A 12,871-nucleotide genomic window follows, 5' to 3' on the forward strand; every position below is an offset into this window, starting at 1 on the left:
TTATGTGGCAAAAATTAATCACGTGGCTGAAGCACTTAAGTTTTTTAGTCAAAAAAGAATTCTTAACTATTTTTAGTGACCCTGCAAATAGAGTCATTCTATTTGTACCAGCACTGATGCAAGCACTTTTGTTTGGTTACGCTGCAACTTATGATGTTAACCGTGTGGATTATGCAATTCTAGATCAGAGCAATGGCCAAGTCTCACATGAACTCATCTCAAAATTAGATGGCTCTGGTATTTTTAAGCGTGTTGCAACACTTCAATATACCGAACAAATCAAACAGGTGATTGATAGCCGTCAGGTATTGCTTGTAATCACGATTCCGTCAGACTTCGAGAGTAAATTAAATAATAACCAAAACTCTCCTATACAGGTGATTGTTGACGGCAGGAATTCATCAACGGCAGTTGTGGCAGGTTCATATCTAAACAAAATAGTTGGACAGTTTAATCAGCAAAAATTTAACTCAGCTTTACCTATTAGCCTTGAAACAAGAACATGGTATAACCCAAATCAAGAGTCTCGATGGAGCTTAATGCCTTCATTAATTGCGGCATTAAGTATGATGCAGACACTACTTTTATCTGCTTTGTCAGTCGCACGTGAACGTGAGCAGGGAACATTTGATCAGTTATTAGTGACACCGTATACGCCATTACAAATTATGATTGGTAAAGCCTTGCCGCCAATTTTTGTAGGGCTGATGCAGTCAACTATTATTTTATTGATTATTTTGTTCTGGTTTAAAATTCCCATGAATGGCTCTATTGGGCTGCTTTATTTTGGTTTATTGAGTTTTAATGTGGCTATAGTTGGAGTGGGCTTATCAATTTCTGCATTATCATTAAATATGCAACAAGCCATGCTATTTACGTTTCTACTAATTATGCCTTTGATGTTGCTTTCAGGCTTACTGACACCTGTAGAAAATATGCCAAAAGCACTTGAAATAGCAACTTACGCAAATCCTTTAAGGTTTGGAATTAATTTGGTACAACGGGTGTATTTGGAAGGAGCAAACTTTACACAAGTTCAATTTAATTTTATTCCAATGATCATACTTGGACTGATCACTTTACCCTTAGCAGCTTGGCTATTTAGAAATAGATTATCTTAATCGTATTAATGAAAAAGCCCCATTTTTAGGGGCTTTTTAAATCTACTTATGCACGTACGATCAGTTCGTAACCCGTATATTTACGAATGTTGATAACACCAATATCAAAAATTAAATATTGGCCTTTAATACCTTGTAATAAACCACGAATTTTTGGTGTTTTATCTAAGTTTAGAGACTTAATTTTTTCAGGATATTGTTCAACAGGATAAACAAACTCACGCGGTAACTCATTTTCTAGTAATTCAACTGTCTCGTTAAATTCAAGATTTTGGCTAAACTCTTCACGTATAGTTTGAATTTTAGGTGCAAACTCTTCAATTAATTGATCACGTTGTTCAACCATATTTAGAGGTTCAGCTTCACCCTTAAGAAGTTTACGCCAGTCAGTTTTATCAGCAATTAGGGAACCAAACATGGTTTCAAGTTGACCAGATAAACGACGTGATCCAACTTTTAAAATAGGTAAAGCCTGAGTTGCTCCCTGATCTAGCCAGCGACCTGGCATATGGCTAACACGGGTAATTCCTACTTTTAAAGCACTTGAATTTGCCAAATACACAATATGTGGTTGGAAGCATACACTGTGGGCAAAGTCATCTTCACGACATGTACCTAAATGATAGTGACATGTTTCAGGTTTCATAATGCAAAGATCACACTCAGCTTTCGTTTTAAAACATTTAAAACAGTGACCTTGAGAATAGGACTTCGGTGTTTTGGCGCCACAAGATGTGCAATAAATATTACCTGTCCATTCGATTTCTAGTTCTTGTCCTAAATTAAAAGGAAGATCAATTTCTGAACGGTCTAATACAAATTTGTATTCAACATTTGCCTTGGTTGTCTGTTGATCAGTTACACTAGCATCTTTTAGGCCTGCATGCATTTTATGGCAAATGCCTTGTAGTTCCATAAAGTTTAAACTCACATCTTTCAATTAAGGGTTGCAGTTATGGCTGAACAAAATGTCATCACTTCTATGCTAGACGATTTATCAAACGAACAGCCCATTCATACTGCACTTTGTATTGGCCAGAAAATTGACCAGAATAACGCAATTCAATGGCATTATTTTACCGTAACTGAGCTTTTAAGTCTGCCTTTTACTCAGCGTTATGATTTAGGTTTTGTATTGTTTGATACAGATGAAATGCAAAGCGTTAGCGATGTACATAAATCACAATTATTAGTAAAGCTAAGAGATTTATTAGCAAAACGAATTGTTGTAGTAAGTAAGCGCAGTGATGAACAGCTTCTGCGTTCTTTAGGTTTCACCCAACTTATTGATAAAACTTCACATGATAGTGATTTCGCTTTATGGCAATTTAATATCTTGACCTATAAACATGTTCCAGACTGGTTTAATTCAAAATTTTGGGCAAACCCGGAAAACTGGAATAAATTCCGCTGGTAAAAGGCTATTTAATCTCTTTCAAAATTTAACAATTTCGCTTTTGCTGTCTTAACAAAAAAACGCGTATGCTCGTGTATAAACCATACATAAGAGTTACTCATGACAAATTTAAGCAATATTGTAGAAGTTTTGGCTCAGCAAGCTTTAGGTGGGAACCAGCAAGCATCAAGTCAAGGTGGTTTAGGTGGAATTTTAGGTTCTGTATTGGGACAAATGGGTGGTAATACTTCTTCTGGTACTCAAGGTGGTCTAGGTGGAGTATTGGGTTCGGTATTAGGCCAAGTGACTGGAAATAACAATACACCTCAAGCTGGTGGCGGTGTACAAAGTTTATTAATTGCTGTAGTACCTTTAATCTTAGGCTGGGTTCAACAACAAGGTGGTTTACAGGCTGCTTTAGAAAAGTTAAAAGGTGCCGGTTTAGGTAGTCAAGTTCAAAGTTGGGTTGATCCAAATCAAAGTAATAGTGAAGTTCCAACTCAGCAACTGCAAAGCTTATTTAACCCTGCAGATGTTGAACAAGTTGCCCAACAGACTCAAGCGCCAAAAGAGCAAGTTTACGGCGCGATCGCGTCTGTGTTACCTCAGGTTATTGATTCTTTAACACCACAGGGTGAAAGTACAGATCATCAAGAAGCGAATCAAGACATTCAAAATGTGATGAATCTTGTGAGCAGTTTCTTAAAATAAGATTGAGATTAAAAAAAGCCGATATAAAAATTATCGGCTTTTTTGTTGGTACAATAAAATAAAAGGGCATAAGCCCTTTTATTTTATGCAAGATGGTTAATAACTTAGAAGTTATATTCCATACCAGCACCTACAACAGTACGTTTGTCATCTTGAGCAAGCCAGTCACGTTTTTGTTGAGCAACAATACCGTAGAAACGTGCTTGTTTATTAATTTTGTAGTCTAAGCCCACACCGTATTGATCAATTTTACGATCTTGTTGACCATCTACAGAAGCTTTAGATGATTGGTATTGGCCTTTTACTACAAAAGGTGTTTCACCAATTCTGTAAGTTACAGCACCAACCCATGCATCTTCTTGTAAGCCTTTATATTTAGTTAGCTCATCAGTTGGTTCAGCATGTTGCCATAAACCACCTAATACAAGTCCAGTTGCGCCAAGTTTACTAAAATCGTAAGAACCAGTTACACGGTAAGCATCAGAGAAAATATTGCTAAGGCCATATGCATTATATTTACCTTGTACGCTGTAGTTAGCAGCAGCAGCTAATGCTAAACCAATATCTTTGTTTTCGTAGCCGATAGAACCTGAAACTGAGTCACCAAAACCGTTACGTTTGTCATCGTTACCAGATGTACCTGGTGTTGGATCAGCAGGAGTTTCACCTTGTTGGAACATTACATTGAATGTTACACCAGCAAGAAGTTTAGGATCAGATTCAAAACCAATAACGTTATTTAGACGTTCTTCACCATACATTGTGTTGGTAATATCTAAAATAGTGTGGTCGTTATAGATGTCTTGGTAGTTGCCAGCAGCATTTTTAAAGTAAGAGTCAAATTTACCAACTTTTAATGTACCAACATTATTTGATTTGATACCGATATAACGGTTACGTTGACCAAGATCTGTACCATCACCATCAGCATTAATTTGCCATTCAGCTAAATAAACTGCTGATAAATTATCAGTCAATTTCTCTTCGCCTTTTACCCCAATACGAGACGCGTTAGAGTTAACTTCGGTAACGTCACTTTTACCATCGAAATTTTTGTTGTCAACTTGGTCAATGGTAACATTGAGTTTACCGTACAAAGTTGGCGCTGCTTGCACCGCGTTTACGCTTAGAGTTGCAACTGCGGCAGCGAGAAGCAATTTCTTCATTGAGATTTCTCCAAAAGGTATTTTTAAATGGCGTATGCCTAGCTAACTTTTATTTTTTAGTTGGCTTATGTACAAAAAGTTACAGAAGCTCACCAACTTGCTAAGAAGTATCTGTAAACTTTGTGACAGTGGAGTGAAGAAGAAATGACAGTTTTATGACAAATAAAAATTAGAAATACTTTATTTTCTTTTGATTTTATTACACTTTTTAAATAAAAAAGCGGAGCCTAAGCTCCGCTTTTATCTCTTCAAATCAAAGAGCTGCTTTAATTTTTTCAGCTAAGGCCTTGATTTTATCTTGATCTCCCAATTGCGCAGCATGTTTACCAAGTTGGTGAACATTTGTTGGAATTAGGTGAAAATGAACATGAGGGACGGTTTGTCCAGCAGCGGCGCCAGATAATTGCATAAGAACAATTCCATCAAGATTTAATGCTGTTTCCATTGCTTTCGCAATTTTTTGCACGATCTGAATGGTATAGGCTGCCGCTTCAGGCGGTAAATCAAGTAAAGTTACTACAGGAGTTTTTGGAATAACTAATGCATGACCATCGGCTTGGGGCATAATATCCATAAAAGCTAGAACTTGATCATCTTCATAGAGTTTTATCGCTGGAAGTTCTCCACGTAAAATTTTTGCGAAGATATTTTGATCATCATATGCCATGTATTATTCCTTTAAATACTATTTACACTTCAATTCTTTTTGACGTTCTTTAATTGCATCTAGACGTTGCTGCTCTTTATCAGAGAATTTTGGCTTAGTCGTATGACAATTTTCATTACCATATTTTTCTTTAGCATCTTGGTCTTTAAAACAAAAACCTTTTGATGCATAAATTAAATTGTAATCGTCTTGCAATTTTTGACATTCTTGCTCAGGTGTTGCAGCTTGAGCACTGAAACCGGCAAGGGTTACCATTCCAGTGAATACTGCAACCAATAATTTATTCATGAGCTTTTCCTCAGTTAAAGGTATGAACCTGTACTCAATATAAGGTTTATTCCCAATATTTCAATGACTATTAATTACTCAAGTGTTATTAAAAATCACATTTGATCTTATAATACAAAAAAGCTTTAGATATCAATATCTTTTTTTAAATTTATTTTAAATCAATTGGTTAGATTTTATTTTAAATTAAACAATAAAAATATGTACATAATCAATATTTAAAGTCATTATGAAAATTTCATAGTGATGAATTAAATACATTATATGAGTAACATTGGTTCTTGTTTATGTAATCAAGTAAAATTCTCTATAACTCGTGAAATAAAAACGGTTTATTACTGTCATTGCAGTTTATGCCGAAAACAAACGGGTACAGGAGCAAATGCGGCTACTTTGGTCAAAGAAAGCCAATTTAACTGGCTATTTGGAAGTGAACATATTTCTACCTATAAAAAAGAGACTGGTTTTACCTCATCGTTTTGTAATAAATGTGGTTCACCCGTACCCAATAAAATTAATGGTACAAATTATATATGGATACCATTAGGGCTTTTGGAACACTCATTTAATCCAGACTTAAAGCTTAATTTTTGTATAGAGTCAAAACATGAATGGGTCGTGCTAGAAGATGCTCATAAAAGTTTTGTCCATTTACCTGTGCTTGAAGAGTTCTTAAAATACTTTGAATAACAGCCTTTAGTTTTTATATCTTTAATACTTCTTAAGTATTCTTTACATAAATGATGTGTGTTCACTGTTGAATATATCTGTCATTTAATTAAGCATGAAGTGACATAACTTAAAAAAGGATGAATCACATGATAGATGAAGAAAAGCCTTTAAATTTTGAAGATGATGACGAGCCTCTTGATTTTGAAGATGAAGAATTCACAGATGATAAAAAAGAGGATGAAATGTATAACTCGATCACTAAGGATGGATCTAGTGTTGATCCTGCTGATGACGGCACACAACATATTCGTCCAGAAGATGGTGATCCGATAGAACTTGATGAATAAGTGCATCAGTTTAAAAAAGATTAGTCTTTTTAATCTTTAAGTATAAGTGTAATATCCGAGCGCTGTCACAAACAGCAAAAAAGTCCTGAATGATCAGCGCAAAAAATCAAAAGGGTAAAGCCTGCTTACAAAGCGGGCTTTTTTATTTTTATAAAATTTTAGATGACTAAACTTGATCTATGGGTGCTGTAAAAGCTTATTATTTTAAAAAATATTTAGATATCTTTGATGAATGATTAATCAATGCTCCTATTGTTTGTAATGAGCATTTAAAAGAAGCACAAACGTAAATAATAAAAATAAAAAAAGTAGAAAGATCATGAGTTGAAACATATCGTTAAATTATTTAGGTATTTTACACAATTTAACATTTTATGCAAATTAGTTTACATTTCATTAAGTTTTGTTAAAGCTTTGATTGAGACTTAATCGTTTTGAAAATGTGACAATTGATAGATAATTTGTTAGATTGTTTGATTTTTATTATAACAGGTGAGCCAGATGAAGAAATTTTTATTTGTCCTTATTGCTGGATTTGGGCTAGAAGGTTGCACATCATTGACGCAAAAAGCTGATGAAAATTATATTACCAAGTCTCCCATTACGCCGGTTAATACTGCATTTAATGGGACAAAAGTACTTGAGCATGGAATTTTTACTGAGCAGGATATTGCTGATATGCCTGAGCATTCAAATATCAATTCACGTTACAAAATATCATTTTAAGTCACTACTTAAAAATTAAAATTGAATAGTTAGGCTAAACAATCGAGTAAATTAGCTGAAATATAAAGTTTACTAAGATTGTATTTAATAATGACTATTCAATATAAACTATCAGCTTGGTAGTTTTTAAAAAGATAAAATGTTAAATTTTAATCATTGAAAAAATTGGTTTTATAAATGAAAAATATCATTATTTTAACTTCAATATTGTTATTAACTGGGTGTACTATTAACTCTAAATCATTATCGCCAGTGAAAAGCGGTGATGATAAAACTATTGTAGAGGCTGAAAAATATAAGCAACAATATCAAAAAAAGATATTTAAAATTTGGGATGTCCCACCATCTTCTGTAGGTATGAGCGCTAGCGTTAAACTGTTTTTAAGTGATAGTGGTGAGATTGAGCAAATTATTTTTCTAGATAAAGAAGATCCAAAGTTCAAATCAAGTATTGAAAAGGCAATATGGCGTGCAAGCCCATTTGTTTTGCCTTCTAATCCTGAGGTAAGAAAACAGGTAAGAAAGTTCAACATCAAGTTTGTGGCAAAGTGAATTTTAAGGACACAAATTTGACTTTTTATTTATAGAAAACCACCAATTGGTGGTTTTCTATATTTGGGATGTAAAATTATAAACAAGATAACTATTAATCATCCTCACTTTAATTATTCTATCCTCATATTCTTTAAAAGATAAATTTATAACTTTATTTTATTAATTATTTAAAAACTAATCATTATTTTTTATCCACTTTTTCTTTTATGGTTAATTCATCAAAGAAGAGGAATGAGCCATGTTGAATCAACATGAGATAAATTTAAAACAGTATCAAAATAAATCTTTAAGTTATTTGAACAGCACAGCTCACTCTGAAGGGATTGAGTTTGATAAGTTCATTAAAGAGATTGAGAAATATTCAAATGCTGTCGTTTTAGATTTAGGTTGTGGTGGTGGCCATGTGGCTTATAACGTTGCTAATCATGCCGATTTAGTTTTTGCTTATGACTTATCTCATGAAATGCTTGATACTGTCTCAAAAGCTGCCAATGATCGAAAAATAAAAAATATTTTTGTACAACAAGGCATAGCCGAAGATATGCCGTTTACTGATGAACAGTTTGATGTAGTGATTAGTCGCTATTCTGCCCATCACTGGCAACATGTACCAACGGCGATGAAAGAAATAAATCGTGTTTTAAAACCTAATGGTACCGTTATTTTTGTTGATATTATCAGCTCAAGTTTTCCCATTTTAGATACGTTTTTACAGACTATAGAGGTTATTCGAGACCCAAGTCATGTAAGAAACTATAGTATTAAAGAATGGGTTTACTTTATAGAAGATGCTGGTTTTGAGTTAACTACCTTAGATAAACAGTCACTCATGCTAGATTTTGATAGCTGGGTGCAGCGTATGAAAACTCCCGAAGACCAAATAAAAACACTTAAGTATCTACAAGAGAATGCATCAGATGTGGTCAAAAAATATTTTAATATTCAAAAAGACGGGAGTTTTGAAAGCAAAGTAGGGTACTTCGTATTTAAAAAAATATCTTTCTAGTCTGCTTTTAGGGTCAATGTTCAAAACATTACAAATCTTCAAAATTAATCAAAATCTTATTTATATTTTAAAACTAAGTATAAAAAAGCCCTTTATGTAAGGGCTTTTTCCTTTTTAAAGCTCAAATTTTCGTTGAACGTTCACTTAGCCATGCTGCTAACTTTGGCCAAAACTCTTGAGAACTTGCTTGGCTTGAAATTAGTCCCAAATGACCACCTGGAATAAGAGTAAATGTAACATCTTGGCTACTGGTTAAATGGCTTAATGGTTGAGCTGCATCCGCCGTAACCAATTGATCGCTACGACCCGCACCAACCAAGAGAGAACAGTCGATATTTTTTAACTCAATTTTTTTATCTTTTAATAAAATAGAACCTTGATTCAACGGATTTTGTAGCCAAACATTGAATAACATGTCCTGATTAATCCCTCCTGGATAATCAATCATATTATTTAAAAAACTACTTAAAGTGGCATGTTCTTGTACAAACTGAAGGTCATCAAGGTTTTTCAGTAATTGAACATGACCATCGAGCCAACCTTTAGGATCAAGAATTTTAAATCCTAGAGAATTTAAAATACCAGGTGTATGAATCAAACGCTTTGGTAAACCTGAGTAGATACGCTCCTGTAGCTTCTTATTGCGAGCAATAGTGTTATTTATGGTTCGGTAGAGTTTTCCAATATAACCAGAAGCATAACTATCAATTGGACTACCTAATACTATAAGGTTTTTGACATAGTTTGGTTGATTATGCGCTGTATATAAAGTAACGAATATACCTGCCATGCTCCATCCGTGTAGAGAAATTTGGTCACTGCCTGAATGGGTGCGAACAAGTTCTATAGCTTTAGGAATAAAATCTTCTATAAATGATAAAAAGTTAAGATGTCTATCTTTAAAGCCCAAACGTCCCCAATCGACTAGATATACGTCAAAACCTGCATTTTGAAAATATTTTACAAGCGAACGATAAGGATATAAATCATAGATCGCCATATTAATTGCTAGCGGAGCAACAAATACTAATGGTTCTTTAAAACGCTTCTGGGTAGCCGCATAGTAACGAACACGGGTTTGATTGAATTCACCAATTACTTCAAACGGAGTGCTTTGTGACAATACTAATGTTTGAGGACGAAATAGTCGGGTAGAGAGGTGCTTGATTTGACTTTGTTCTGGGACAAGGGACTTTAAGCGTTTCATCTTGTTTTACCAACTATACTAAAGATTGATTGAAGTCTAAGCGAAAATTTTCAGGTTTACCTTGACCTTAAATACCTTAGACACTCAAAATGATGATAGTTTTTTAGTACATGACCAGTAAAGGCGCACATTTAATGAACCAGTCTGATGATTTAGAATACCAACTTGATACTTTAGCCATTCGTACCGGACATACTCGTAGTTTTGAAGGTGAGCATGGCGAACCAATTTTTTTGACTTCATCTTTTGTATATGAAAACGCTGCTGAAGCAGCTGCAAAATTTTCTGGTCAAGTTCAAGGAAATATCTATTCTCGTTTTACCAATCCGACTGTATCAATGTTTGAAAAACGCCTAGCAGCTTTAGACGGGGCTGAGCGAGCGGTTGCAACAAGTTCTGGAATGGGCGCAATTTTGTCAGTTGCAATGGCATATTTAAAAGCGGGTGATCATGTTATTTGCTCAAGAGCAGTATTTGGTTCAGTCGTTGCCTTGTTTGAAAAATATATTGCCAAGTTTGGTGTAGATATTACATTTGTTGATTTATGTGATTTGGATGCATGGAAAAATGCAGTACGTCCAGAAACTAAACTTTTATTTGTTGAGTCACCATCGAATCCATTAGCTGAGATTGCGGATATTCAAGCACTTGCAGATATTGCCCATGCGAATGGTGCCTTACTTGCAGTTGATAATAGTTTTTGTACGCCAGTTTTACAGCAACCATTAAAATTTGGTGCAGACCTTGTGATTTACTCTGCAACTAAATATTTAGATGGACAAGGGCGCGCATTAGGTGGGGCTGTTGTCGGTAATCATCAATTGCTAGAAGAAGTTTTTGGTGTTGTTCGTACACTTGGACCTTCTATGAGTCCGTTTAATGCGTGGGTGTTCCTAAAAGGTCTAGAAACTTTACGCTTACGTATGAAAGCACACTGTGAGAGTGCTCAAATTCTTGCAGAATGGTTATCTACTCATGAAAAAATAGAAAAAGTTTACTACGCAGGCCTTTCAGCTCATGAAGGACATGAACTTGCTGCAAAACAGCAAAAAGGTTTTGGAGGGATTGTTTCTTTTGTAGTTAAAGGTGAGCGTGAAGGCGCTTGGAAAGTAATTGATAACACCAAATTTATTTCTATTACCGGTAATTTAGGTGATGTGAAATCAACGATTACCCATCCTGCGACCACAACGCACGGCAAACTTTCTGCTGAAGCAAAACAAGCAGCAGGTATTCAAGAAGGTCTAATCCGTGTTTCAGTTGGTTTAGAAGATATTAACGATATTATTGGTGATATCTCACGTGGATTAGATTTAATCTAATTAATTTATATATTTAAGACTAAGCCATACTTATTTTAGTGTGGCTTTTTATTCATAGCGTTGTTACTTACATACAACGAATGAAATAAAAAGACTACATTTTGTTATAAATGACTCTAAAATCACAACGTATAAAAGTTCTAAATTTAATAAAAATAACAAAGTGAGTTTTTTAACCATGCTTAAACCTATAATTATATTAGTCGCTATAGGGGCAATTGGTTTGGTTGGATACAGAGTATTTGCCCAAAAGGACGAACCGACTCAGATTAGCGAAACTGTATTGTTAATTAATGATGCGAACAAATCAGTTGAAGATGCAGATCATTCCATAGAAAAGGCAAATGCCTCTTTTCAAAAAATGCCTTTAAATGAATACAAACCGGACAATAAAAACCTTCAAGCTTCACAATAGTTTCACTTAAATTTTAGAACTGGCTCTAAGCGTAAAAAGTTTTACACAGAAAACTTTAAACAGATAAGTTAGCGAAAATAGTTTCATAGATAGCAATAGAAAACATTAATTTATTGTGTCAGAATTACAGATTAATTTTGATTTAAACGTAATGACCTCAATGATCTTTGTGATGAGTTGAGTGACTAAAAGAGTTTAAGTTCTGAAGTGTTATGTGACTATCAATTATATTTGATAGAGATACGGAGTTAGGTTTATGAATATCAATATGCTCATGCAGCAAGCGCAGCGCATGCAAAAAGATATGGAATCAAATATAAAAAAGGCCAAAGAAGAGCTTGCTCAAACTGAAGTACACGCTGAAGCGGGTGGTGGTTTGGTTAAAGTAACCATGACTGGTCGTTATATCGTAAAACGTATCGAAATTAATCCAGAATTGCTTCAAGATGAACCAGACATGATTGAAGACTTAATCGCAGCTGCGGTGAATGATGCTGTGCGTCAAGCCGAAGTAGTTTCTGAAGAAAAAATGCAAAAAGCTAACTCTGGTATGGGTTTACCTCCTGGTTTAGCGGGCATGTTCTAAGGAAATTCAGTGTTTAGTGATAGATTTGAACAACTCGTTCAAGCTTTACGTATTTTGCCTAGCGTTGGACCGAAGTCGGCTCAACGTATGGCTTTACATCTTTTGATGAAAAATCGTGAAGGTGCATTTGCTTTAGCGCATGCTCTACATGAAGCATCAAGTTATATTCATGAATGTAGTGTTTGCCACTCTTTAACTGAGCACGAAATTTGTGATATTTGTGCTTCAACAGAAAGAGATGATCAACTGCTATGTGTGGTTGAATCTCCGGCAGATGTTATGGCAATTGAACAAAGTGGTAGTTTCCGTGGTAAATACCATGTATTGGGTGGGCATCTTTCTCCATTAGATGGGATTGGGCCAGAGGAAATAGGTATTCCTTACCTAATTCAACGCTTAAGCCAAGGCACGATCGAAGAAGTCATTTTGGCGACTAACGCCACTGTAGAAGGTCAGGCGACAGCGCACTATTTGGTTGAAGCGACGAAACATTTACCTATTCACATGACACGTATTGCTCAAGGTGTACCTCAAGGTGGTGAGCTTGAATATGTTGATAGTCATACATTAAGTCAAGCGGTGCATAACCGTATGCGTATGAAATAAGTACTTCGGTGCTTATTTCAAAGATTTTTTAAAATAAAAATTGTATTATTAAAAAATCTTTTTAAAAGACAAAAACATAT

The 12,871-nt window shown here is 34.7% G+C and carries 17 protein-coding genes; 12 read left to right on the forward strand and 5 right to left on the reverse strand.

The window, feature by feature from the left end; all coding sequences use genetic code 11:
* The first annotated feature begins 2 nt into the window (after positions 1–2).
* Positions 3–1,121: an ABC transporter permease gene (locus tag MKL35_RS06735; RefSeq protein WP_106479368.1), complete on the forward strand. Its 1,119-nt coding sequence runs from the start codon at positions 3–5 to the stop codon at positions 1,119–1,121.
* 46 nt (positions 1,122–1,167) lie between these two features.
* On the opposite strand, the gene MKL35_RS06740 is transcribed toward MKL35_RS06735, so the two are convergent.
* Positions 1,168–2,037 carry a DUF2797 domain-containing protein gene (locus MKL35_RS06740; protein ID WP_022574615.1) on the reverse strand — a complete coding sequence of 290 codons (870 nt, stop codon included), beginning with the start codon at positions 2,035–2,037 and terminating at the stop codon, positions 1,168–1,170.
* Positions 2,038–2,076: 39 nt separating this feature from the next.
* Between MKL35_RS06740 and MKL35_RS06745 the strand changes: the two genes are divergently transcribed.
* Both MKL35_RS06745 and MKL35_RS06750 read left to right on the forward strand, forming a co-directional pair.
* The gene (locus tag MKL35_RS06745) at positions 2,077–2,538 is read left to right on the forward strand and encodes a DUF6231 family protein (RefSeq protein WP_002049924.1); all 462 of its coding nucleotides are present in this window, start codon (positions 2,077–2,079) and stop codon (positions 2,536–2,538) included.
* Between the two features lie 99 nt (positions 2,539–2,637).
* Complete coding sequence (locus MKL35_RS06750) at positions 2,638–3,228, forward strand: YidB family protein (protein ID WP_004708930.1); 591 nt, start codon at positions 2,638–2,640, stop codon at positions 3,226–3,228.
* Positions 3,229–3,332: 104 nt separating this feature from the next.
* On the opposite strand, the gene MKL35_RS06755 is transcribed toward MKL35_RS06750, so the two are convergent.
* From MKL35_RS06755 to MKL35_RS06765, 3 genes are all read right to left on the reverse strand, one after another.
* Positions 3,333–4,394: a porin gene (locus MKL35_RS06755; RefSeq protein ID WP_002050241.1), complete on the reverse strand. Its 1,062-nt coding sequence runs from the start codon at positions 4,392–4,394 to the stop codon at positions 3,333–3,335.
* Positions 4,395–4,647: 253 nt separating this feature from the next.
* Positions 4,648–5,061, reverse strand: coding sequence for an HIT family protein (locus tag MKL35_RS06760; RefSeq protein WP_209796237.1), 414 nt, complete (start codon positions 5,059–5,061; stop codon positions 4,648–4,650).
* Positions 5,062–5,079: 18 nt separating this feature from the next.
* A complete protein-coding gene (locus tag MKL35_RS06765) occupies positions 5,080–5,349 on the reverse strand; it encodes a YARHG domain-containing protein (RefSeq protein WP_002049864.1) in 270 nt (89 codons plus the stop codon).
* Positions 5,350–5,613: 264 nt separating this feature from the next.
* On the opposite strand from MKL35_RS06765, the gene MKL35_RS06770 reads away from it, so the two are divergent.
* The 5 genes from MKL35_RS06770 (at position 5,614) to MKL35_RS06790 (ending at position 8,655) form a co-directional block, all read left to right on the forward strand.
* Positions 5,614–6,039 (forward strand): GFA family protein, encoded by a 426-nt coding sequence (locus MKL35_RS06770; RefSeq protein WP_017392813.1) that lies wholly within the window; start codon positions 5,614–5,616, stop codon positions 6,037–6,039.
* A 128-nt stretch (positions 6,040–6,167) separates the two neighbouring features.
* The gene (locus tag MKL35_RS06775; protein ID WP_032011151.1) at positions 6,168–6,368 is read left to right on the forward strand and encodes a hypothetical protein; all 201 of its coding nucleotides are present in this window, start codon (positions 6,168–6,170) and stop codon (positions 6,366–6,368) included.
* 501 nt (positions 6,369–6,869) lie between these two features.
* Complete coding sequence (locus MKL35_RS06780) at positions 6,870–7,094, forward strand: hypothetical protein (protein ID WP_017392812.1); 225 nt, start codon at positions 6,870–6,872, stop codon at positions 7,092–7,094.
* 177 nt (positions 7,095–7,271) lie between these two features.
* Positions 7,272–7,646, forward strand: a complete 375-nt coding sequence (locus MKL35_RS06785; protein WP_032011986.1) for a cell envelope integrity protein TolA — start codon at positions 7,272–7,274, stop codon at positions 7,644–7,646.
* Positions 7,647–7,887: 241 nt separating this feature from the next.
* Positions 7,888–8,655 carry a class I SAM-dependent methyltransferase gene (locus MKL35_RS06790; protein WP_006581560.1) on the forward strand — a complete coding sequence of 256 codons (768 nt, stop codon included), beginning with the start codon at positions 7,888–7,890 and terminating at the stop codon, positions 8,653–8,655.
* A 121-nt stretch (positions 8,656–8,776) separates the two neighbouring features.
* Here the strand turns inward: MKL35_RS06790 and MKL35_RS06795 are convergent, their stop codons facing one another.
* On the reverse strand, positions 8,777–9,862 hold the full coding sequence (locus MKL35_RS06795; protein WP_032011987.1) for an alpha/beta fold hydrolase: 1,086 nt from the start codon (positions 9,860–9,862) through the stop codon (positions 8,777–8,779).
* A 134-nt stretch (positions 9,863–9,996) separates the two neighbouring features.
* Here MKL35_RS06795 and MKL35_RS06800 point away from each other — a divergent pair, with 134 nt between their 5' ends.
* The 4 genes from MKL35_RS06800 to recR all read left to right on the forward strand — a co-directional run bounded on the left by MKL35_RS06800 (position 9,997) and on the right by recR (position 12,791).
* Positions 9,997–11,184, forward strand: coding sequence for an O-succinylhomoserine sulfhydrylase (locus tag MKL35_RS06800; protein ID WP_031224812.1), 1,188 nt, complete (start codon positions 9,997–9,999; stop codon positions 11,182–11,184).
* A 178-nt stretch (positions 11,185–11,362) separates the two neighbouring features.
* Entirely contained in the window at positions 11,363–11,599 is a 237-nt protein-coding gene (locus tag MKL35_RS06805) for a hypothetical protein (protein ID WP_004887361.1), read from the forward strand.
* Between the two features lie 256 nt (positions 11,600–11,855).
* A complete protein-coding gene (locus MKL35_RS06810; protein WP_001024697.1) occupies positions 11,856–12,185 on the forward strand; it encodes a YbaB/EbfC family nucleoid-associated protein in 330 nt (109 codons plus the stop codon).
* A 9-nt stretch (positions 12,186–12,194) separates the two neighbouring features.
* A complete protein-coding gene (gene recR / locus MKL35_RS06815) occupies positions 12,195–12,791 on the forward strand; it encodes a recombination mediator RecR (RefSeq protein WP_000490551.1) in 597 nt (198 codons plus the stop codon).
* The last annotated feature ends 80 nt before the right edge of the window (positions 12,792–12,871 follow it).

This window comes from Acinetobacter sp. AOR41_HL, assembly GCF_027854645.1.
GTDB classification, from domain to species: domain Bacteria; phylum Pseudomonadota; class Gammaproteobacteria; order Pseudomonadales; family Moraxellaceae; genus Acinetobacter; species Acinetobacter nosocomialis.